This is a genomic window from Shewanella colwelliana ATCC 39565, from assembly GCF_000518705.1.
Classification (GTDB): Bacteria; Pseudomonadota; Gammaproteobacteria; order Enterobacterales; family Shewanellaceae; genus Shewanella; species Shewanella colwelliana.
The window spans coordinates 147,774-171,557 of sequence record NZ_JAEC01000013.1 but is presented as its reverse complement, the minus strand read 5'-3'; the positions used below and the strand labels follow the sequence as shown (position 1 = coordinate 171,557).

Annotated in this window: 19 protein-coding genes and 1 pseudogene; 8 read left to right on the top strand and 12 right to left on the bottom strand. The window is 46.6% G+C overall.

Features of this window, described 5'->3' with window-relative positions; genetic code table 11:
* The coding region (locus tag L876_RS0108110; RefSeq protein ID WP_028763348.1) for an IS5 family transposase at window positions 1–644 on the bottom strand (644 nt) is incomplete at its 3' end.
* Window positions 645–652: 8 nt separating this feature from the next.
* Between L876_RS0108110 and barA the strand changes: the two genes are divergently transcribed.
* The 6 genes from barA (at window position 653) to L876_RS21365 (ending at window position 8,548) form a co-directional block, all read left to right on the top strand.
* Window positions 653–3,226: a two-component sensor histidine kinase BarA gene (barA, locus tag L876_RS21370; RefSeq protein WP_248674525.1), complete on the top strand. Its 2,574-nt coding sequence runs from the start codon at window positions 653–655 to the stop codon at window positions 3,224–3,226.
* Window positions 3,216–3,815 (top strand): YjaG family protein, encoded by a 600-nt coding sequence (locus tag L876_RS0108100; RefSeq protein WP_028763347.1) that lies wholly within the window; start codon window positions 3,216–3,218, stop codon window positions 3,813–3,815. The genes barA and L876_RS0108100 overlap by 11 nt, the downstream gene beginning before the upstream one ends.
* Before the next feature lie 7 nt (window positions 3,816–3,822).
* Entirely contained in the window at window positions 3,823–4,059 is a 237-nt protein-coding gene (locus tag L876_RS0108095) for a DUF3319 domain-containing protein (RefSeq protein WP_028763346.1), read from the top strand.
* A 135-nt stretch (window positions 4,060–4,194) separates the two neighbouring features.
* Window positions 4,195–5,136 (top strand): AEC family transporter, encoded by a 942-nt coding sequence (locus L876_RS0108090; RefSeq protein ID WP_028763345.1) that lies wholly within the window; start codon window positions 4,195–4,197, stop codon window positions 5,134–5,136.
* Between the two features lie 309 nt (window positions 5,137–5,445).
* The gene (gene recN, locus L876_RS0108085; RefSeq protein ID WP_028763344.1) at window positions 5,446–7,107 is read left to right on the top strand and encodes a DNA repair protein RecN; all 1,662 of its coding nucleotides are present in this window, start codon (window positions 5,446–5,448) and stop codon (window positions 7,105–7,107) included.
* Window positions 7,108–7,351: 244 nt separating this feature from the next.
* Window positions 7,352–8,548, top strand: a complete 1,197-nt coding sequence (locus L876_RS21365) for a hypothetical protein (protein WP_051413034.1) — start codon at window positions 7,352–7,354, stop codon at window positions 8,546–8,548.
* 94 nt (window positions 8,549–8,642) lie between these two features.
* Here L876_RS21365 and L876_RS0108075 read toward each other — a convergent pair whose 3' ends face one another.
* From L876_RS0108075 to L876_RS0108030, 10 genes are all read right to left on the bottom strand, one after another.
* The gene (locus L876_RS0108075) at window positions 8,643–9,137 is read right to left on the bottom strand and encodes a phosphatidylglycerophosphatase A family protein (RefSeq protein WP_028763343.1); all 495 of its coding nucleotides are present in this window, start codon (window positions 9,135–9,137) and stop codon (window positions 8,643–8,645) included.
* A gap of 2 nt (window positions 9,138–9,139) precedes the next feature.
* Complete coding sequence (gene thiL, locus L876_RS0108070; protein WP_028763342.1) at window positions 9,140–10,096, bottom strand: thiamine-phosphate kinase; 957 nt, start codon at window positions 10,094–10,096, stop codon at window positions 9,140–9,142.
* 112 nt (window positions 10,097–10,208) lie between these two features.
* Window positions 10,209–10,613 carry a transcription antitermination factor NusB gene (nusB, locus tag L876_RS0108065; protein WP_028763341.1) on the bottom strand — a complete coding sequence of 135 codons (405 nt, stop codon included), beginning with the start codon at window positions 10,611–10,613 and terminating at the stop codon, window positions 10,209–10,211.
* 14 nt (window positions 10,614–10,627) lie between these two features.
* Window positions 10,628–11,104, bottom strand: coding sequence for a 6,7-dimethyl-8-ribityllumazine synthase (gene ribH / locus L876_RS0108060; protein WP_028763340.1), 477 nt, complete (start codon window positions 11,102–11,104; stop codon window positions 10,628–10,630).
* 124 nt (window positions 11,105–11,228) lie between these two features.
* A complete protein-coding gene (ribBA, locus tag L876_RS0108055) occupies window positions 11,229–12,332 on the bottom strand; it encodes a bifunctional 3,4-dihydroxy-2-butanone-4-phosphate synthase/GTP cyclohydrolase II (protein WP_028763339.1) in 1,104 nt (367 codons plus the stop codon).
* A gap of 67 nt (window positions 12,333–12,399) precedes the next feature.
* The gene (locus tag L876_RS0108050) at window positions 12,400–13,071 is read right to left on the bottom strand and encodes a riboflavin synthase (RefSeq protein ID WP_028763338.1); all 672 of its coding nucleotides are present in this window, start codon (window positions 13,069–13,071) and stop codon (window positions 12,400–12,402) included.
* Between the two features lie 16 nt (window positions 13,072–13,087).
* The gene (gene ribD / locus L876_RS0108045; RefSeq protein WP_028763337.1) at window positions 13,088–14,212 is read right to left on the bottom strand and encodes a bifunctional diaminohydroxyphosphoribosylaminopyrimidine deaminase/5-amino-6-(5-phosphoribosylamino)uracil reductase RibD; all 1,125 of its coding nucleotides are present in this window, start codon (window positions 14,210–14,212) and stop codon (window positions 13,088–13,090) included.
* Window positions 14,213–14,254: 42 nt separating this feature from the next.
* Window positions 14,255–14,719 carry a transcriptional regulator NrdR gene (gene nrdR, locus L876_RS0108040; RefSeq protein WP_028763336.1) on the bottom strand — a complete coding sequence of 155 codons (465 nt, stop codon included), beginning with the start codon at window positions 14,717–14,719 and terminating at the stop codon, window positions 14,255–14,257.
* Between the two features lie 267 nt (window positions 14,720–14,986).
* Entirely contained in the window at window positions 14,987–16,243 is a 1,257-nt protein-coding gene (glyA, locus tag L876_RS0108035) for a serine hydroxymethyltransferase (RefSeq protein WP_028763335.1), read from the bottom strand.
* 254 nt (window positions 16,244–16,497) lie between these two features.
* Window positions 16,498–18,099, bottom strand: a complete 1,602-nt coding sequence (locus L876_RS0108030; protein WP_069670421.1) for a DUF3943 domain-containing protein — start codon at window positions 18,097–18,099, stop codon at window positions 16,498–16,500.
* 209 nt (window positions 18,100–18,308) lie between these two features.
* On the opposite strand from L876_RS0108030, the pseudogene ettA reads away from it, so the two are divergent.
* Window positions 18,309–19,977: pseudogene (ettA, locus tag L876_RS21360) on the top strand (energy-dependent translational throttle protein EttA).
* 995 nt (window positions 19,978–20,972) lie between these two features.
* Here the strand turns inward: ettA and L876_RS0108020 are convergent.
* Entirely contained in the window at window positions 20,973–22,757 is a 1,785-nt protein-coding gene (locus L876_RS0108020) for a M1 family metallopeptidase (RefSeq protein WP_028763333.1), read from the bottom strand.
* Between the two features lie 142 nt (window positions 22,758–22,899).
* On the opposite strand from L876_RS0108020, the gene L876_RS0108015 reads away from it, so the two are divergent.
* The gene (locus tag L876_RS0108015) at window positions 22,900–23,778 is read left to right on the top strand and encodes a collagenase (protein WP_028763332.1); all 879 of its coding nucleotides are present in this window, start codon (window positions 22,900–22,902) and stop codon (window positions 23,776–23,778) included.
* Window positions 23,779–23,784: the final 6 nt, after the last annotated feature.

Genomic DNA, 23,784 nt, shown 5'->3' with positions numbered 1-23,784 from the left:
CCCTCGTCGCCATGCAACAGATTTTTCAACTGGTTCAAGTCATGTTCATTGGCGGCGGTTGTCACCAGCGTATGAGTGAGGCCACTCTTTGCATCCACGCCAATGTGAGCTTTCATACCGAAGTGCCATTCATTGCCTTTTTTAGTCTGATGCATGTCCGGGTCACGTTCATTCTTTTTATTTTTAGTGGAGCTGGGTGCTTGAATAATCGTTGCATCTACCAATGTTCCTTGCGTCATCATCACACCGCAATCCGACAGCCATTGATTGACCGTTTGGAATAACTTACGAGTGAGTTTGTGTTTTTCCAGCAAGTGCCTGAAATTCATAATGGTAGTGCGGTCAGGAATGGCTTTATCCAGTGACAGTTGTGCAAACTGACGCATCGAAGCAATCTCGTAAAGCGCATCTTCCATCGCCTCATCACTCAGACTGTACCATTGCTGCATACAGTGAATGCGGAACATCGTTTCCAGTGGATACGGACGACGACCATTGCCCGCTTTTGGATAAAAGGGCTCAATCACTTCCAGCAGTTGAGTCCATGGTAACAGGTTGTCCATCCGAGATAAGAAAATCTCTTTACGGGTCTGGCGGCGCTTGCTGGAAAACTCACTATCGGCAAAAGTTAACTGTTGGCTCATGGGAGGTAATGGCTGTGATTTACTATGTAGCTATGATCTCACATCAGGGACTTATTCGCATCTTCCCTAATAATCGGGTCATCGTCACCTCACATCACTATAAAAGCCATGAGTTCATGCGCTACAACAATCCGATAGAATCCCTCGAAGGTACGGATTTAGAACAGTTTGGTGACAGCCTTATTATGCGCAGCCCCATCTATTCCAGTGAGCGAGAGTTAGTGGTAACGCCGCAGAATAATATCGGTACGGCACAAGCAAACGAAGGTAAAAAACTCGGCTATATTGCGGTGCTGATTAACAAAGAAAACGCACTGCTTGAGCAGCACCGAGCTGCCGTTGCGGCTTTTATTATCGTTTTAATCGGTGTGCAGCTAAACCTCTTATTTACCTTTAGGTTGGTGAAAAATGTGACCCATCCAATCACAGAGATGGTGCGGGTGGTGGCAAAAATACGTGAGGGTAAATTGACCACTCGTGTCGATGGTAATTTGATTGGTGAGCTAGATCTACTTAAACGCGGAATCAACGCCATGGCAAGCTCACTGTCGGACTACCATGAAGAGATGCAACAAAATATCGACCAAGCCACTGTCGATCTTCGTGAAACACTGGAGCAGATTGAGATACAAAACGTTGAACTTGATCTGGCCAAAAAACGGGCGTTAGAAGCGAGCCGAATTAAGTCAGAATTCTTAGCTAATATGTCACATGAGTTGCGTACGCCGCTAAATGGTGTGATTGGCTTTGCCAAACAATTACTGAAAACGCCACTGCATACTAGCCAACAAGATTACATTCGTACCATTGAAAAGAGCGCCACTAACTTACTAGGTATCATTAACGATATTCTCGACTTTTCAAAACTCGAAGCCGGTAAAATGGTTTTGGAAAATATGCCATTTGCGCTGCGCGAAGTGATTGACGACACCTTCTCTCTGTTAGCAAATAGCGCCAAAGAAAAAGAACTTGAGTTGGTTGTCGACATCGAACCCGCTATCAACGATAACGTTTCTGGCGATGCGTTACGGGTCAGTCAAGTCGTGACAAACCTAGTAGGTAATGCAATTAAATTTACCGATAGCGGCAGCGTCCACTTAAAAATGCGCCTTATCGACGATGATAACGACACTATCAATATTCGCTGTGAGATAACCGACACAGGTATTGGCATCGACAAGCATCAGCAGAGTCAGCTCTTTCAAGCGTTTGGCCAAGCGGATTCCTCCATCTCACGTCGATTTGGCGGTACAGGACTTGGACTGATTATCACTAAGCGTTTAATCAACCGTATGGGCGGTCAGATTGGCTGCATTTCTGCACCAAACAAAGGGTCGACATTCTGGTTTACCCTACCATTAAAACTCAGCCAGTATCCCATTAGCCAGCCACTAGAAATTGACAAACTCTACCGCAAGTCGATTGTCTTATTTGAGCCAAGACCCCTTTCTAGAAAAGTTTATAAAACTTTACTTGAACATTGGCAGATGCGTGTCGTTACCGTGGCCAGCACACCTGAACTCAATGAGCTTATGCAGCATCGAAATGGCCACTTTGATTACGCTATCGTCAGTTGTCATGAGCTAGATCGGAGTCCAAAATTGCTTGAGACAGTGAACACTATCAAGGAAATGAGTGATTACCTGCTCTATATCTGCAGCAGTAATGATAGCGCGGCAAAGATGAATACCCTGCAATCGGCAGCTGACAAGGTGATGCAAGCACCAGTCGGAGAGAGGGCGCTGGCGGTTACCCTGATTAACCCTCATCGCGCCCAGTTTGAGGCTCTCCCCTTCAGTGACACGACCAAAGAAAATCTCAGTAGAGAGCCGCTTAATGTGCTCGCAGTTGACGACAACCCAGCCAACCTTAAACTGATTGACACGCTGCTTCGTGAGCTTGTCACCCAAGTCACCATTGCAGATAATGGCCAAAGCGCCGTCGATATCGCTAAAGCGAAAAGTTTCGACCTTATCTTTATGGATATTCAGATGCCGGGCACAGATGGATTTAGCGCGACCAAACAGATACGTGAACACTCACTTAACCGTAATACGCCCATTATCGCAGTAACGGCCCATGCCATTGCCGAAGAGCGTGAACGCATCAACCAAAGTGGCATGGATGGGTACCTTCCTAAACCTATCGATGAGGCCGCGTTAAAGAGTGTGATCAGTCGTTGGAAAACTCGTCCCAAGTTTACCCACTTTGACCAACACACCCTCAATTGGGAGCTTTGTCTGACCCAAGCAAATCAGAAGGCCAGCTTGGCATTAGAGATGTTACAGATGTTGGTTAACTCTATGCCTGAAACACGTGACAACATTACGCAAGCGCTCGATGCCCTGGACAGCAGCGCCATGCTGACCCATATACACAAACTGCATGGTGCTAGTTGTTACTGCGGTGTGCCGACCGTCCAACGCTTATGCCGAGAAATTGAGCTATCTCTGAAGAAAAATGACGATGTTGAAGAGGTAGAACCGGAAATACTAGAGTTACTTGATGAACTTTCTAAGGTAGAATCTGCCGCTAACCAAGTAATATCCCAGCTATCTATGGATGTGATCGATGAGCAATAAACCAGGGTTCTTCAAACGACTAAAAGCATTAGAGCTTGAACAGAAGAAATTGTTTGCTATCGCGCTTTGTCAGCGCATGTATCCCAACTACCAACTTTTCAGTGAAGTCTGTGAGTTTGGCGACCCCAAAGTACTCGACACCGCCCTAAATCTGCTTTGGCAATCGATGTATGACAATAAGTTAAAACTTAATATCGATATCTATCTAGAGCGTATAGACGCCGTTACGCCTGAACCTGCTGACTTCGATGTTTACGGTGTCTATCCTGCTATGGACGCGGCCGTCGCATTGATCTCACTGCTCAGTGCAATGCAAAGTAAAGTTGAAGACGACATCACCAATATCAGTAAGCTATCATCGAGCACCGTAGCAAACTATATAGAAGCCACACTGGACGAGGATATTGATGAGGACGCCTTAGACGACTTTGTCTTTAATCATGAAGTGATGCTTGAGGAAAAAGCACTGCAATCTTCTCTGCTGGATATTATTGAAGAAAACCCAAAAATCACCGCAGATTTTGTCAAAACCTTGCGCAAAGAGATTATTGAGTCAGGTATCTCCAACATCGGGATTGCGACCAACTGATCTGCAGATGAAAAAGCTCATTTACCAAGGCTACATATTGACCAACAGTGATGGGTTAACCGATTCTTGGACATTAACCATTGGAGACCAGCGTCGAGTTGGCTCCCTGTTTGAGCTAAGACGACAGATTAACTTTCATCAAGAGTTGGGGGTATTGCCCCCTCCAAAAGCCGCCTATCAGGAAGAGCGTGCGCCTCAAGCAACCCATAGCCGTAATCCTGTCCCAAACAAGCGACGCGAGTAGGCTCCAATAATGAAACGTCACAAATATTGTGGCGTTTTTTTTTGGTTACGCTATTAGACTTTTGCGCTATACGGTTAGGCCATCAAGCTGTGATACCTTAGCAACTCGCTAAACTCACAGGTCAATAGCCCCATGTTGCCAATACTCTCTCCACTCTTGACAGTTTTTGGCATCATGCTCGCTGGCTTTATAGTGCAAAAATGGCGAATTTTACCAGCTGGCAGCGACAATGTGCTTAACCAATATGTCTACTTTATTGCCTTCCCCGCCATCATGCTAATTGTTCTCGCCGAAACCCCTATCGAACAGATCAGGAATTGGGGGTTTATCGCAGGCTATAGCATCGCCATGACGCTAGTGTATCTGTTCACCACTTGGGTATCGCTGTGGCGAGATAAAAAACCAGCATTGGCTGCAATACGTGCACTCAATACCACCTTTGGCAACACCTCATTTATTGGCATCCCATTAATGATGATGCTCTACCCCAATAATCAACTCGCGCTTGCCGCCGCAGCCATTGCCAGCCTGCTCTCTGTCACCGTGTTTGCCATGGTGCTGGCTCAGCTCGCCCTGTATCAGGGGCAAACCGATAACGCCTTTAAAACCGTGACACTGGCATTAATGCAAAACCCAATCATTATTGGCAGTGCAATTGGGGTCGTCATTTCCGCATTACAGATCACCCTTTGGCCGCCCGTTAGCGGTGTCATCCGTCAGTTTGGACTCACCTCCAGCCCCTGTGCACTGTTTGCCATTGGCATGGTGTTATGTCAAGCCAATCAACAGCAAGGGCGTAACGCCCAAAGTAAAATGTCGACTTCAGCAGAACTCGCAACCCTAAACTTACTCAAATTAGTGATACAGCCACTAGTGGCTTACTGGTTGCTAATTCTCTTTGGCATCGACGGTGATCTACTAAAAATAGGAGTGATACTGGCTGCGCTGCCTACGGCTGCAAGCGTCTATCTGTTGGCGCAGCGATTTAACGTTAACGCAATAGTGAGCGCGCAAACCATCAGCCTAGGTATTGTATTAAGTTTCGCAGTCCTGCCGCTACTCGACCATATACTCTAGTCCTTCCACTAGGAAACATCAGCTCAAGAGACCATAAAACTTATGCCCCCTACAGATGCAAACGTTAAAAGGGAACGCCTGCAACCGATAAACTAACTATAATGATTAGTAGTTGAAGATAATTAAGCTATTTATATAATTGAATTTTAATAAAATATTATTAAAATTCAGCCAATAAATTGAATATACAGCAACAGCCGTCAGCCTCTGTAGATTAAAAATAACGCACAAAAAGCAAACAGGTATTTACTGTATAAAAAATCAGTATATACTGTGCATTAATACAGTACTTTGTAAAAGGATGTCATCATGCTTTGTCAGCTCAGCATCAATAACTTTGCCATTGTCCGCTTTCTAGAACTCGATTTTAAAACCGGCATGACCAGTATTACTGGTGAAACAGGCGCTGGTAAGTCCATTGCCATCGATGCATTAGGCCTTTGCCTCGGTAATCGCGCCGATGCTAATACCGTCAGACCTGGGGCAAGTAAAGCTGAGGTTAGTGCACGTTTCGCGTTAACTGATATTCCCTTAGCCAAGCGCTGGTTAGAAGATAATGACCTTGAGCTGGATGACGAGTGTATTTTACGACGCACCATTGGCAGTGACGGTCGCTCACGCGCTTACATAAACGGCAATCCGGTTCCGCTAAATCAGATGCGCACACTAGGCCAATTACTGATAGGCATCCACGGGCAACATGCTCACCACGCTATGTTAAAAAGTGAGCATCAGCTCACTCTGCTCGACAGCTATGCTAACCATAAGATGCTACTTGATAGCGTAAGCGCAAGCTATCAGCGCTATAAGTTGGTTGAGAAAGAACTGCAGCTATTACAACAGTCACAGCACGAGCGCATCGCTCGTAAACAACTGCTGCAATATCAAGTCGAAGAACTTAACGAGTTTGATTTAGGTGAAACCGAATTCGAAGAAATCGAATCCGAACACAAGAAGCTAGCTAATGGTACAGCGTTAGTGCAAGCCTGTCAGCACACGCTCTTTTTGCTGCAAGACAACGAACAAGGTGCGGTTGAATCTGTACTAAATATGGCTATCGACCATGCGCAAGAGCTAGAAGGGTATGATCCCGCGCTGACGACCATAGGTAATATGCTCAACGACGCCTTAATCCAAGTACAAGAAAGCAGCAGTGAGCTGCAGCGTTATCTCGATGGGCTAGAACTAGACCCTGATCATTTTGCTTATTTAGAGCAACGACTCTCTAAAATAATGCAATTGGCCCGCAAGCATCACGTCAATGCCAAACAGCTGTATCAACACCATCAATCTTTAAGGCTTGAGCTAAGCACCTTAGATTCCGATGAAGAGAAACTTGAAGAGATAGCCCAGCAACTTGAAAACTGTAAACAAGGCTTTGTGGCTAACGCCAAGAAGCTAAGCCAAAGCCGCAGTCGTTACGCCAAGGAACTGGACAAACAGGTGACTCAGTCGATTCATGAGCTAAGTATGCCAAAGGGTAAATTTGTCATCGATGTACGCTTTAATGAAACCATTATGTCACCCAACGGCTGTGACACCATTGAGTTTCAGGTGACGACTAACCCAGGCCAACCGCTGCAGGCTATCGCAAAGGTTGCCTCGGGAGGTGAGCTATCCCGTATAGGTTTAGGCATCCAAGTGATCACCGCGAAGAAAGTGGCGACCCCAACACTGATTTTTGATGAAGTGGATGTTGGGATCTCAGGACCCACAGCCGCTGTTGTGGGTAAAATGCTGCGCTCTTTAGGCGAATCAACTCAAGTATTCTGTGTGACCCATCTACCTCAAGTGGCGGGTAACGGACATCAGCACATGTTCGTGAATAAACAGAGTAAGGCAGGTCAAACTGAGACCTCTATGGTGCCACTAGATAAAACACAGCGCATCGAAGAGCTAGCAAGATTACTAGGCGGGGACACCATTACCACCAACACCCTAGCCAATGCCAAAGAGCTACTGCAAGGTTAAAACATTTGATTGTCGCCCCATAAAAAGGCCGCTGCACAATCAACCTAAGGTGATATAAACCTTGCTCAAAGTGCCTATCTATAGATGGGCACTTTGCTCGTATTTCCGCCAAGCATCGCCAATTTCAAGCTCTCAGCTCTAAGCTTTATGCTCTAAGCTATCAAACCTTCTTCTAAAGAGAAAACCTGATAAACTCACTTAGCGAAATAAAAAACTCATATCAATCAGTATCAAGGAATAAATCATGCGTCACTTTTTACGCGCCCTGAAATGGATTTCATTGACTCTAGTCGCTATTCCCCTCACCTTCTACATCATTTTAGTGCTAGTCAACCTGCATGACCAACCGCCGTCAGAACGAGTACAACGCAACCTCGCCCAAATCGCAGAAAGTGAGCGTACCCTAGCCCAGCACCTCAACAACAACGGCTATATTTTCTCACTGGGCTTCAATGTAGTAAAAGATATATCCCCCATGGAGGAAGGGTTGAAGCATCTAGAACAACTGCAAAGCCTGTCTCCCATGGAGAGAGGGAATACGGTCACAGCTGTGGGCGTTGAACTCCTCCAATTCTCCCTGTCAGACTGCCTCAAGCAAGAAGACTTCTTATTAGCCTGTGAAGCTCAACTCGCTCAAAACGATAACCTTGAAACCCTGTTAGCAGACAACTTGTGGCTCATCGAACGCTACCAGCAATTGCTGTCTACGGGCAATTGGCATGATCGCACGCCTTATAATGTCTATGCTTATCACATTCCCTTCCGAAAAATATTGATCGCGCAAAAATTATACCTTCTCAATATCTATCACCAAGGGGACAAGCTGCAAGCCGATCAAATACTGCAATTACTTAACACTGACATGCTGTTCTGGCAAACAGTGTCATCCAACACCTACCAGCTTATCACTAAAATGAGCAGCGCTTATGCCATCGAATCGACGATGCAACTGGGTGAACTTATCGTGTCTAAAGCCGCTATCCGTCTCAATAATCCTATGACTGAATTACCTAAAAGCTGGCAACATCCCCTGCCGGCAGCAGTCACCTCTTTTGATAACGCCAAGCTTGGCGAATGGAATTATGCTAATGGCATCTATGCGACCCTATTCAACGATGAGAGCGGCAAGCCATTATCAGTAACTGAGCAAGTGTTAACTTGGCTGATAAGCCCACTGGTAAAACCTCAGGACATGGCAAACCGTTATGCCCTTATGCTACAAAACCAAGTAAACATGGACCACTGCCAAGCTGGATTATCACTCGACACTGTCGCTTTTTTTGCTTACAACCCGCTAGGAAAAATGATGTTATGCAGCGGCATTCCATCCTTAGCGCCTTATCAGCAACGAATAGAAAAATTGGAAGCATTGAGGCTAAGTTTACTGGGCAGACTCGAGGGCAAGATGGCAGTAACCCCTGAGGTTATTGCCACAAAATAGGATAACAATTGAGGGTACTAGCTCGGTATCCTAAGATAATGTTAACTCAATATAGCAAACATCAACACAACACGCCTGCCTTAGCAGGCGTTAGCTAACCGACCAGATACACAAGTCCATGTAGGCACAAACAAGCAAACACTCCAGCCAGGACATCATCGATCATGATGCCGAAGCCACCATGAACTTTGGCGTCTAGCCATTTGATAGGCCAAGGTTTAAGGATGTCAAAAAAGCGGAATAGCCCAAAGCCCACCGCCAACCATTGCCAACCAGCGGGGGCAGCAATAAGAGTGATAAGTAAGCCCGCAACTTCATCCCAGACGATAGCACCATGATCATGAACGCCCATATCTTTCGACGCTTTATCACAGATATAGAAACCAGCAATAACGCTAAGCAGGGTAAGCCCTAAATACCAAGGTAGTGACAAATTCATCATCAATAGGTACAGAGGGATCGCCGCTATAGTACCAAAGGTCCCTGGCGCCTTAGCGGCTAAACCCGAGCCAAAACCCAAGGCCAAAAAATGAATAGGATGGGTCAGCGAAAGCTTACTTAGAACTGGATCGGTAGATAATAGTTTCATGCTTAGAAATGCTCAAATCCGTAGTTCTGCGGGCTAAAAGGCTCACCATCTTGCAGTAACCGTAACTTGTCACCAGTTGATACCTGGCCTACTTGCTTAAAACTAACACCCGAATGAGCCAGTGCCGTTTCTAGTGCACCGCGCTGCGATTCTGGCACAGTAAATAATAATTCGTAGTCTTCGCCACCCGTCAGGGCATAGCCCAGCGCTTGCTCGCTATCGACAGACGCCTGCATTGCAACGGATAACGGTAATTGAGTGACGTCGACAATAGCACCGACACCAGACTGTTTTAGGATGTGGCCGATATCTGAGACAAAGCCGTCAGAAAGGTCAATGGCACTTGACGCTAACGAACGTAGTGCTTGGCCCGCCAGGACGCGCGGCGTTGGGTAGTAGTGACGCTGAATAAAATACTCACCATGTTCACCTTTAATATTTTGCTTGCCGCGCAGGATATCTAGGCCTAATGCCGAGTCCCCCAAGGTACCCGTTACATAGATCCAGTCGCCATTTTTGGCGCCACCACGGGTAAGTGCTTTGCCCGTAGGAACTTGGCCATTAATGGTAATTGTAATGCTCTTCGGCCCACGAGTAGTATCGCCGCCCACTAAAGCGACACCGTAATATTGCGCCGCTTCACTTAAGCCATCACTAAAGTCGGCTAACCAATCCTCATCGATCTCAGGCAAGGTTATCGCCAACGTCATCCACGCAGGTTCAGCCCCCATCGCAGCTAAATCGGAGAGATTGACCGCTAATGACTTATAGCCTAGCGCTTTGGCTGGTATATCGGCAAAAAAATGCACATTCTCGACTAAAGTGTCACAGGAGATCGCAATGGATTTATTAATCGCAGGATTAACCAAGGCGCAATCATCACCAATGTTCAGTTCAACATCACGACGGGCTTGGCCACGCTGGGTAAAGAAACGCTCTATTACTTTAAACTCTTTCACAGTCTCACAACCATTATAGAAGTTAGTGTCACCACTCATCCATGAGGGCAAACCGCCAAACACTTTACCGTGCTGACATAAAAAACGGCATCCTAGGACGCCGTTTCTGCTATTACTTTTTAGCGACTATCTTATCGAGTATGCCGTTAACAAACTTATGGCCATCCTCAGCACCGAATGCCTTAGCAAGCTCAATGGCTTCGTTAATCGCGACCTTAAATGGCACATCCTTGCGGAAGGTCAGTTCATAGGTCGCCAGACGTAATACGGCTTTTTCGATAGGTGAAACCTCATCGAACGGACGCTCAATATGAGGAATAATTAACTCATCTAACTGAGGACACTTTATGGCTGTACCCGATAGCAATTCACGAAAATAGCTAACATCTACACCATCAATTTTTTGCTCAGTGAGAAATTCATGCTCCACATCGGCAACATTATTTCCGCTTAGCTGCCATGAGTAGATAGCTTGTACTGCTAGACGGCGGGCTTTACGGCGTTCTGAAGGTTTCATTTTTGTTCCTAATCTTACAACTGCTGTTCTAGTTCTTTCAGTACATTAACCATTTCTAGCAGACCCAGAGCAGCTTCACCGCCCTTGTTGCCCGCTTTAGTACCTGAGCGCTCAATTGCTTGCTCAATGGTATCAGTCGTTAACACACCGAATGAAACTGGAAGGTCAAACTCAAGTGCAACTTGAGCCAATCCTTTGTTGCATTCGCCTGCAACAAAATCAAAATGGGGTGTACCGCCACGGATCACAGCACCCAGTGCGATGATACCGTCAAATTTTCCGCTCGCGGCAACGCGACGCGCAGCCAATGGCAACTCTACTGCGCCAGGTACACGGACTACAGTGATATTGTCATCTGCAACCTGACCAAAACGCTTAAGTGTATCAACCGCACCCTCAAGCAGACTCTCAACCACAAAGCTGTTAAAGCGTGAAACAACAATAGCAACCTTGGCGTTTTTCGATTCGATATTACCTTGAACTACGTTCATTTATCTTACCTAAATTAGCTTAAATAAACCCGGCACGGGAAAAAAGAGGCCGTATAATACCACAGCGCTCGGCGTTGATCCCCATGCAATTTATCAGAAATGAGTTAAATTACGCAGATATGTCTTATTCTGCAATATATTCAGTGACTTCCAAACCAAAGCCTGACAGTGAATGGTAACGCTTTGGCGAACTCAATAGACGCATTGTCGTCACACCAACATCGGCCAATATTTGCGAACCAACGCCCACTTGACGCGATGTGCCTTGCCACTGCGCAGCTGCAACCGCTTCACCACGGTCTTCCAGCTCAAATGCTTTAACCTTGGCCAAGATGTCGCTGCTATGTTCTTGATGCCCCAATAGCACTAATACACCACCTTCATCGGCAATGCGCGCCATCGCTTTCTCTAATGGCCAGCTACGCTTTTCATCACGCTCTGAATGCAGCAAGTCATTAAAGGTGTTCTGCAGATGCACACGAACCAAAGTATTGGACGCCACCTCTCCCTTCACCAGCACATAATGCAGTTGATTATCTATGGTGTCGCGGTAAGTCAGCATGTCAAACTCACCGAAGCGAGTCGGCAATTTACACTTAGCTTCACGCACAACGGTCGTTTCTTTGGTGTTGCGGTACTCGATGAGATCCGCAATGGTGCCCATCTTTATGCCATGTTTCTCGGCAAATATTTCCAAATCGGGACGGCGCGCCATGGTGCCATCTTCATTCAAAATTTCAACGATAACGGCTGAGGGTTCACGACCCGCTAAACGGGCTAAGTCACAACCTGCTTCGGTGTGGCCAGCGCGAATAAGTACCCCACCTTCTTGTGCCATCAGTGGGAAAATATGCCCAGGCTGAACAATATCTGAGGCTTTAGCGTTTTTAGCAACAGCAGCTTGTACCGTCACAGCGCGATCTTGAGCCGAGATGCCAGTTGTCACCCCTTCTGCCGCTTCAATGGATACTGTAAAGTTGGTCGAAAACTGGGCATTATTGTTAGTAACCATCAGCGGCAGGTTCAGCTGCTCGCAGCGGGCTTTTGTCATGGTTTGGCAGATCAAGCCACGACCAAACATCGCCATAAAATTGATTGCCTCTGGCGTGACCATGTCGGCCGCCATAATCAGATCACCTTCGTTTTCTCTATCTTCATCATCCATCAAGATAACCATTTTGCCTAAGCGGATATCTTCGATGATTGCTTCTATGCTGTGTAGTGCCATTGTAAGACCTTGAAATATTTTTATAGTGTTAGTTATTTAATCTGTTAGTTGCCAGTTATGCCAGTGTCTATCTTAAAAACCCTGAGCGTGCTAACAGATCCATTGTCACTTCTGAGGTTTGGCTAACAGTTTCTTCTGTCTCCTTACCTGCATAGAACATTAAACGTTCTAGGTGACGAGCGATAAGATCAACCTCAATGTTGACACTATCACCCGCTTTTAAATCAATCAGTGTGGTTTCACCAGCGGTGTGAGGCACTATGGTTAATCGAAAACGATCATCATTGACTTCGTTCACCGTTAAGCTGACACCATCAATCGTAATAGAGCCTTTATGGGCGATATAGCGCGCTAACCCTTTAGGGGCCGTCAGCCAAAACTCTATCGCTTTGCCGCGAAGCTGTCGGTCATCGACGCTTGCCACACCGTCAACATGGCCACTCACCATATGACCACCTAAACGTGTGGTTGGCGTGACTGCTTTTTCAAGGTTAACCGCTCGGCCAACTTGATAATGGGCAAAACCCGTTAATGCAACCGTCTCGGCAGAGATATCGGCAACATAACCATCGGCCAAACGTTCCACAACGGTCAAGCAAACGCCATTAGTTGCGATACTGTCACCCAGTTTGACGTCACTTAAATCTAGCTTACCGCTGGCGACCGTGAGGCGAATGTCATCACCACGACGTTCAATCTTTCTCAGCTTTCCTACGGACTCTATGATCCCAGTAAACATCTCTACCTACTTATTATCAAAAACGTAAATTAAATATAAAACGATTGTCTTGGCCGACTGCTCGCTGCTCTAGCAACTTCATGCTAGGTAGCTGAGACATCTCAGTATAGTCGGGAAGTTTAACCAGGTTGCGACCCTGGCTACCCAGCAACTTTGGTGCCTGATACAAAACTAACTCATCAGCAAGCTGCTCCGCCATAAATGCGCCCGCTAACGTTGCCCCCGCCTCAACCATCACCTCATTGCACTGTTTTCCCAGATGCTGAAGCAAGTCCCTCAGCGGTACGCGTCCATTTTGAGGAGCAAGCAAGAGGTGGCTTACATGGGCAGGCCATAGGGCTTTTTGCGCATCAGTATACTCAAGGCATGAAACTAATAATATTGGCGAAGTCGCATTAAAGAGTGCCGCACTACTGGGCAATCTGGCTTGGCTATCGAGCACCACTCTAAGCGGTTGGCGTACCTGCTCAATGGTGAGTGTCTGCCCTAGCCCCCCTAACTCTGCATGACGCACAGTTAAACTTGGATCGTCGGCCAGCACGGTTTCTATACCTGTGATGACCGCACAATGACGGGCACGCATTCGCTGTACATCACGGCGAGCCTCGGGGCCGGTGATCCATTTAGACACCCCGTTAGAGAGCGCAGTCTTGCCGTCAATACTTGCTGCCAGCTTTATCGTCACCTTAGGCAAACCTGAGCGCATCCGCGTCATAAAGCCAGGGTTAATATTCGCAGCATCAGCTTGCAGTAAATTTATCTCAACTTCGATGCCCGCTTGCTGCAACATCTCAATACCGCGACCCGACACTTGGGGATTTGGATCCGTCACCGCCACCACGACCCGAGCAACCTTAGCGTTAATCAGTGCCTCTGCACACGGTGGGGTACGACCATAATGGCTACAGGGTTCTAAGGTAACATAAGCCGTTGCACCGACAGCGCGCTCCCCCGCCATGGCTAGTGCATGGACTTCAGCGTGAGGTCCACCAGCAGCGATATGAAACCCTTCACCGACCACAGTTTCATTGACAGTAAGCACACACCCCACACTCGGGTTAGGGCGCGTGGTGTATTGACCACGCTTTGCCAGTTTGATGGCGCGCGCCATCATCTCAATATCAAATTTCGACCACGGCATCTCATTATCATCCGTATTCAGCTAGTGTCTTATCAATCCAAATTACTTGGCGGCTTTCTCGCTTTGTAATTTCGCTATCGCCTCACCAAATTCAGAGACATCTTCAAAGGCGCGATAGACAGAGGCAAAACGGATGTAAGCCACCTTATCTAAGTTAACTAAGTGATCCATCATTAAGTTACCAATCATCTCTGAGGTCACTTCACGCTCGCCTGTCGCCCTTAGCGTTGACTTAATTTTTGTGATCGCTTGTTCAATTTGGTCCATCGAAACTGGGCGCTTTTCAACGGCTCTTAACATGCCACCGCGTAATTTCTCTTCATCAAAGGGCTGACGACTCCCATCTTGTTTAACCACCCGAGGCATAACGAGTTCTGCGCCTTCAAAGGTGGTAAATCTCTCGTGGCATTCAACACACTCACGACGACGGCGAACCTGATGGCCATCGGCAACCAAACGTGAATCAATCACCTTAGTATCGGTTGCGCTGCAAAACGGACAATACATTGAGCCTCCAGCAGAAAAGTAGTTATCCCCGCCACATATATTATCGAAACCCGCCTATAGACAAAATGTCAGCTCAGAGGTCTACCATGGCGTACATCCACAATGGTTCTCCCAGCTTTTAATGCTCATTTTATCTTTTTGAGTTCGATAACCTATTTTGTGTGATGAAGTATAATTCGTCATCCAGCCATTAACGGTTGGACAATAGAAACAAAAATGGCCGCTAGAATAGCGGCCATCGAAGTTTACCTGATTTAACCCATAAGGTTAACCGTAAACAGGGAACTTAGCGCACAATTCAAGCACCTGGTGTTTAACACGCTCAATCGTCGCTTCGTTAGTGATGTCATCAAGCACATCACACATCCAGTGCGTTAACTCAACCGCTTGCGCTTCTTTAAAGCCACGACGAGTGATAGCTGGTGACCCAATACGCAGACCTGATGTCACAAACGGTGAACGTGGATCATTGGGTACTGAGTTCTTGTTTACTGTGATATTAGCATGGCCAAGCGCCGCATCTGCGTCTTTACCTGTAATATCCTTAGCAATCAAATCGAGTAGGAACAAATGGTTATCTGTACCACCTGACACAACATCATAGCCACGTTCAATAAAGGTTTGCGCCATCGCCTTAGCGTTAACAACCACTTGCTCTTGATAGGCTGTGAACTCAGGTTCTAATGCTTCTTTAAAGGCTACCGCTTTAGCTGCGATAACATGCATCAACGGGCCACCTTGGCCGCCTGGGAATACCGCAGAATTTAGCTTCTTGTAGATATCTTCATCATCACACGCAGATAAGATTAAACCACCGCGAGGACCAGCAAGGGTCTTATGGGTTGTGGTGGTTACAACGTGCGCATGAGGAAGTGGATTCGGGTAGATACCCGCAGCAACCAAACCGGCAACGTGTGCCATATCGACAAATAAGTAAGCGCCGACTTTATCAGCGATTTCGCGGAATTTACCCCAATCGATGATGCCAGAATAAGCACTGAAACCAGCGATAATCATTTTAGGCTTATGCTCAACAGCAAGACGTTCAACTTCGGCGTAATCAATTTTGCCAGTCGCCTCATCGATACCATACTGAACCGCATTGTAAAGCTTACCAGAGAAGCTAACATGTGAACCGTGAGTCAAGTGACCACCGTGCGCAAGGCTCATACCGAGTACCGTATCGCCGCCTTGAAGCAGTGCCATAAATACCGCTGAGTTAGCTTGTGAGCCTGAGTGAGGCTGAACGTTGGCATAGGTTGCGCCAAACAGTTCTTTAGCGCGTGAAATAGCCAGTTCTTCTGCAATATCAACGTGCTCACAACCACCGTAGTAACGCTTGCCTGGGTAACCTTCAGCATACTTGTTGGTAAGCTGTGAACCTTGGGCTTCTAGAACGCGAGGACTGGTGTAATTTTCTGAAGCGATAAGTTCGATGTGCTCTTCTTGACGACGAGTTTCATCTTGGATCGCTTGAAACAGTTGTGGATCAAAGTCCGCGATATTCATATCTTTTTTCAGCATTGGTCACTCCAGCTGTAAAGTCTTATAGTAGGGTTGCGCGGTATTCTACAGTGCAATCGATCACAATCCCAGCGTTTGCAACATGAAATTACTTGTCATTTAGCAATAGAAATGTTCATCCATTACTCAATATTTACTTTAGAGATTAACTGAGTCGTTGTTTTCGCAGTGCAATTACCAAAGACGCAATAAAAGCACTGCTTTACAGCGTGTTGCACAAAAACACTGTTTTGCTAACCCAGCAAATCCCTGGGTTAGTAGTGGTATTCCAACTGGAGCCAAGTACGCTGCTCAGTATCATCGAGTCGACTATATATGCTCGGATTTTCTATCCCTTGTATCTCACCACTTCGGTCAATTCGCTCATGGTGTAAACTCATGCTTAACCCCTCGTTGATGAAGTAACTCAGGTAGACTTCATATCTATCTCTGGCATCGTTAAAATCAAGGTCGTTCACATTGGGGTTCCAACCAGGCTGGCGCTCATTGTCTTTACCATCAATGGAGTCCCAACGTTGAGATTTGACACTCATGCCCAACAGCAGATCTCGATAGCTGGCCTCAACCGACAGGTTAAAGGTATGTCCCCAAGCGTAGCCATATTCCCCCTCCCAGAGTACCGACTTAGTGCCCCAAAAATAACGGCCTTGAGAGAGGTAATCTTTCGTGGCGAATGGCTTCACCATGGCAAAATCACCAAAGATATCGCTTCTTACTTCGATATTAAAATCTTGGTTGGACCATGTGCTGCCAATCGATAAACCAAGCAGATTAACTAACGCATAAAAGTCCTCATCGGCTTCCAAACCTAAACTGGTGTACTCCATCCCCGTAGAGGGGCCAATATAAAAACGGTGCGACCAGCTATCAGCCAGTTCATTGGCACTCTTTTGATGGCCAACATAGCCACCTAACAACAACTGTGTGGCCATCTGCCACTCTTCAACGCCATCTTGAGAAAGACCCGTCTCCATTGCCATCTCAACCAAGGTCGGTGTGCCGCTGAGGGTGTCATAGTGACCCGCTCGACTATCAACAGTCGCTTTCATCCCTAATGTCAATTGCGTACTGGAGACATCAGCAACTTCTTTGCTGGTATAGAGCGCACCGGTATATAAGGTAAATTCATCTATGGTTTTACTGCGGTTAAATCGTGGTGGGCTGGCATAGTCAAACCAACCTCGAATCGTTTGTGAGGGGTTAAATACCCAACCGACAGTTGCGGGGATCCACCCATCTTTGGACTCAAGCATCTCGGCAAGTTGGTACATACTCTCCCCCAACACCGCACCGCCCCATGTGGTGACTATTTGGTCATTAATACTCACGACCTCTTTGTACTCAGCAAACACTTCCCAAACTGTCGAGGCCACAAAACTGCCTAAGGTGGCTTCATAATAGTTAAAGCCATGATTACGAAACGCTTGCTGATAGAGCGCACCAGCGTATGCATGGCCCCAGTTCATACCAATATCGTTATCATCATATTTCCACGACTCACTGCTGGTCAGCCGGTCATAGAAAAACTGAGCAGCATTACCATCTATCTCATAATCAAAGTCATCTTCCATACTATCAGCACCGACTTTGTAGAGCAGTTCGCCCAGCAACAGCACAGTGGTCAGTTCAATACTTGCTCCCCACCAGCTTTTCTCACTCGTATCACTATCTGTGGCAAGCACAAACCCATCACTGGCGTCATCGCCACTGCTCGAATTAAGACTATCAGCAAACACCAACGGGGTACTGTTATGATGTTGATTAGAGGTTGCCGCAGCGGCGACCCCAGACAAACTCACTCCAGCCAGTGATAATGCCACCATTAGCGCGGAGGTGGTCGGTTTAAATATGTTCAAGATGAATCCTTTATCCCAAATATTTTGTTTAGCGGAGTTTCTGCCCACACCAAAATGTTGGTCGAATGTTAACAATAATTATTGCCGTACGCCAAACTAAACACCGCTTCGTCAGCCAAACAATAAGTTACCCCGCCAAAATCCGATTTAAGTTCAAACTCGATTGCAGTAGAATTGCCCCCATTGTTTCGTCAGTGAGTAAATTTATCATGGCTCAGTTTGTATATAGCATGCTTCGAGTGGGCAAAATCGTCCCACCTAAAAAGCAGATCCTTAAAGATATCTCCTTAAGTTTTTTCCCTGGTGCAAAGATTGGTGTTTTAGGTCTTAACGGCTCTGGTAAATCTACCCTGCTGCGCATCATGGCTGGTATTGATACTGAAATTGAGGGTGAAGCGCGCCCTATGCAAGATCTTAAGATTGGCTACCTACCGCAGGAACCCAAACTTGATGAGCAACAAACCGTGCGCGAAGCCATTGAAGAGGCTGTCTCTGAGGCCAAAAATGCACTGACACGATTAGATGAAGTGTATGCCCTATATGCCGAACCCGACGCCGATTTCGATGCGCTCGCCAAAGAACAAGGTGAGCTTGAAGCTATCATTCAGTCTCAAGATGCCCATAATCTGGACAACATCTTAGAGCGTGCAGCTAACGCACTGCGCCTGCCAGATTGGGATGAGAAAATTGAAGTGTTATCTGGTGGTGAGCGTCGCCGTGTTGCTATCTGTCGTCTATTGCTTGAAAAGCCAGACATGCTGCTACTCGATGAACCGACCAACCACTTGGATGCGGAATCTGTCGCTTGGCTTGAGCGCTTCTTGCAAGATTACACTGGTACCGTGGTAGCCATTACCCACGATAGATACTTCCTCGACAATGCTGCGGGTTGGATCTTAGAACTTGACCGTGGTGAGGGGATCCCGTGGGAAGGTAACTACTCTTCATGGCTTGAACAGAAAGATGCGCGTTTACAACAGGAATCTGCCACTGAAAGCGCTCGCCAAAAAAACCATCGCCAAAGAGCTAGAGTGGGTACGCCAAGGCGCTAAAGGTCGCCAATCAAAAGGCAAGGCACGTATGGCGCGCTTTGAAGAGCTTAATACCAACGACTACCAAAAGCGTAATGAAACCAATGAACTGTTCATTCCACCAGGACCGCGCTTAGGTGACAAGGTTATCGACGTTAACGGTCTAACCAAGTCCTATGGCGATCGTGTACTGATCGACAACTTAAGCTTCTCTGTACCTAAAGGTGCAATTGTCGGCATTATCGGTGCTAACGGCGCGGGTAAATCGACACTGTTTAAGATGATTTCAGGCGCTGAGCAGCCAGATAGCGGCAGCATCGAAGTAGGTGAATCGGTACAAATTGCCTCGGTAGAGCAGTTCCGTGACTCAATGAATGACAAAAACACCGTATGGCAAGAGATCTCCGATGGGCAAGATATTATGCGCATCAACAATACCGAGATCCCAAGCCGGGCATATGTGGGCCGCTTTAACTTCCGCGGCGGAGATCAGCAGAAGATCATCGGCACCCTGTCAGGTGGTGAGCGTAACCGTGTCCACCTTGCCAAGCTGTTGCAAGCGGGCGGTAACGTATTGCTTCTCGATGAACCCACCAACGATCTAGACGTTGAAACCTTGCGAGCACTGGAAGAGGCGCTACTTGAGTTCCCAGGCTGTGCCATGGTTATCTCACATGACCGTTGGTTCCTCGATAGAATCGCGACCCATATTTTGGATTACCGTGATGAAGGTAAGGTTAACTTCTATGAAGGTAACTACACCGAATACGCCACTTGGCTAAAAGAGACACTTGGGGCCGATGCTATTGAACCTCACCGTCTCAAATACAAGCGCATGAATAAGTAACCTTAGGCATTTATTCTCTGCTCTATAAGGCGCTATGCAGATAATGCTAGCGCCTTTTTTATGGCCTGGAGTTTGGCTTTGCTAACCTAACTCAGCAAGATAGACTCGATTAAATGAGCGGCTATCATGCGATGATGCAAGGGAATTACCCAGCGCAGACAAGCGGTACAGACTTTCGCTGACGAAAATCACGCCTTCCCCTGATAAGCTTGAAAAATTTATTTGAAGTATTTTGAAGATTATTTTGAACTATTTGCTCACGCACCACTCTGATTAACTGTAACGAATTATTGAGCTGGGTAGTCTAGCATTACACAACTCTTTCATTGTTCATCATCATCTCCCTTTGGCGACCGATTGGGTCCCAGGACATAAACTATCGCTAGCGCAGTCGGTTTATGCATTAATAATTATTTTATGGCAGCCTTTTGGTTGCCATTTTTTTTGCCTGCAATAGCACAGATAAACAACAAGATAGCCATTCAATTAGTAGCGGTACTCCCCCCTTCTTCAATGGAATAACCAATTTATTTGAATTTATTTGGAACTAATCCCCAAACCGAGACTCATACATTAGGTAACGAATTTTTCATCATTGTTTGTTCATCATCTCCCTTTGGGATCATCTGGATCCCTGGAGCATTAACCCTAAAGCTAGCGCATATGGATTAATGACTCTGTCGCAGTTGGATTGATGGTAACCCTTTGGGTTGCCATTTTTTTGCCTAAAAAAACGCCCACCAGCACATTGAGCTCGGTCAATACCTCAAATATCGGTAATAGGTAAAAAAAATATGACGCGGCAGGAACTAAATGACAATGGCGCACTCATAGATAGGGTAACAACTTTTTCATCATCGTTTGTTCATCATTTATTGGCGACTGTATGAGTCCCACGGTGGTTAATCCCACGCTAGCGCACAAGATTAATCACCAACCTAACAAATTGTTATGGCAACCCTTTTAGGGTTGCCTTTTTTTTACTTAGTTTTTGCTTAGCCAGCGAACTGTTTATCTAATTGCACGGCTAACGAGGGATGATACCCACCACGAGCCTTAGCATAAATAGCGGCTAGCTCAGTGTGATAGCCAGCAAGCTGTAACTCGGTAAATAGTGGGCGCACAAACTTACCACGACCTATTTTAACCAAATATTGCTCAAGCGCCGGCAGTACAGGGTCGTAGTGATTACGGATCGCCACACGATACCAATCACAGGCTATTTCGGCGTTGGTTGAGTGAGTAAAATCAAACACTTCGTCTAACTGCATCAATGTCTGTTGACTGATGCTTTCAGGCAAACACCCTAAAAAATACTGCCAGTGATGCACACGCCAATCTTGGGTGTTTTGTTTATCGATTTTGCCCCCAGCTTGCCAATCAGTAAGCAACGCATCCACTTTATCCAGGCTGTCTGAGCTAGGCGGCGTAAACCAATAAGGCATGCCTCTGCCATATACCCACTCTTGCAACACTTGCTCGGAGATCTTATCGCCATGTTCAACTAACAAAGTCTGCTTGGCATAGTCAACAAAGGTTTCGGTGGTGATCGCTTCAAAGGCAAAGTGGCTGACATATTGATAAAGGAACTTATCAAACGACTTTCGACCCAAACGTTTTTCTAAGTCGTGGACAAACATCGAGGCTTTATCATAGGTAAAGCGGTTAAATGCATCGTTAGGGTCGCCCGCTTGCACATTGGCGGGTAACGTCTGCGCCGCCAATGGCATTGATGCCAACTCCTCTTTTAAGCGCCCATACTCCAACACCACCTCAAGCTGTGCTTGCTCTTTACCAAATACCGCTTCAACAATTCGATTGGTGAAATAGGTGGTAAAGCCTTCATTGAGCCACAAATCACGCCAAGTTGCGTTACTGACTAAATTACCGGTCCAAGAGTGCGCCAGTTCATGGGCAACGGTTGACACTAAGCTTTTATCACCGGCAATCAATGTCGGTGTCATAAAGGCAAGTCTTGGGTTTTCCATGCCGCCAAAAGGAAAGCTAGGTGGCAGCACTATCATGTCATAACGCCCCCATGGATAGGGACCAAGCAGCGACTCTGCAATCTCGACCATCCGCTCAGTATCTTCAAACTCCTTAACCGCAGCACTCAAGACTTCTGGCTCAGCATAAACCCCGGTTCTTGGGCCTATTGCACCAAATTGTAAATCGCCAACTGCGATTGCCAGCAGATGCGTCGGGATCGGCTTCTCCATTTCAAAGATAAATTTACCGTCAAGCGGCGTGCTCGCATCATTCATTGCGCTCATCACTGCGCGCATGCCTTTAGGCACTTCAACGCTGGCGCTAAAGGTTATACGTGCCTTAGGGCTGTCTTGTAGCGGGATCCAACTACGGGCATTGATCGGCTGTGATTGGCTAAAAAGAAAAGGTAACTGCTTACCACTGGTTTGCTGCGGCGTTAACCACTGCAAGCCTTGAGCGTCGGCAGAAGTACGGTAGCTAATGGATACCTGCTTGGTAGCCGACAGCAGGCTGATATTCAGTCGTTCGCCAAGAATCGGGTCCTGCTGGTCGACGCTGAATGCTAACGCCTGCCCGACATCATCAACAATAGACTCAATGGTAAGTGAGCGGCAATCTAAGTACAGCTCACGACACTGGGGGTCGAGATAATTGAGCTGCAAATCCACCTTACCTAACAACTGCTTTTGCTCAAACTGTACCGACAGCGCAAGATCTAAATGAGTAACTCTAACGTTATCGACATTAGCAAACGAATGATGATCTTGATTATTATCCCATTGCTTGGACACTGATGATTCCTTCTTATGGTGGGTAGAGGATTGAGGATATTGTAATCATCTTCCCCAACAATGCCATTGAAATTGACATTATCAGGTGAAGATGAAACACTTCTGCATATTTTATACAAACATAACCAATAGGAAAAGCAACGTGAGCAGATTAAGCCTATTCCCCATCGTTCCTCTGTTTTTATTCCCCAGCCTTTGCAGTGCCAATACCGACGTTGCGCCATTGAACGAAATCTTAAGCCAGCAGCATGATTGCAGTGAAACCATTACCATTCGCTCGCAAGCCTTGACGCAAGAGCAAGTCATCCAAGCCTGTGCTTTACTGCAAAAACAGGAAGCCAAATTTCACCAACTCTTTGGCACTGAAGGTAAACCTGTGGCCAACGACAATAATCACCGTATGCGGGCTAACGTATACCATAGCCGTGAAGATTACACCCGCTACGTGACCGCCCATTTTGATGTCCCTAGCGACAATGGCGGCATGTTCTTAGAGGGACTCCCTCATGTTAAGGGCAATCAAGCAGAGTTTGTCGCCTACGAGAAAAAGGGCCAGATCTGGAATCTCGCCCATGAGTATGTGCACTATTTAGATGGCCACTTTAATCTATATGGCGATTTTTGCGCCTCACTGCATGACTCTCATAGCGCACCCGAGTACTGTCCAAAACCTGCACCGCTACTGCCGCACTTAGTGTGGTGGAGTGAAGGCCTTGGTGAATATATCTCTCAAGGCAATGATAACCCTGCCGCGATTGCGATTATTGCCAAGCAAAACTATCAACTTAGCGATCTGTTTAATACCAGCTATGAGCAAAATGGTGGTACAGACCGCGTCTATCGCTGGGGGTACTTAGCGGTGCGCTTTATGATGGAAAACCATAAAGATAAGCTAGACACTATGCTTGGCTTCACCCGCAAGGGCGACTACCCACGTTATCAAGCACTCATTAAGCAATGGGGCACCAGCATGGATGAAGAGTTTCAAACCTGGCTGCAAGGCCTAACCGCAACATCTTAAGTGCAC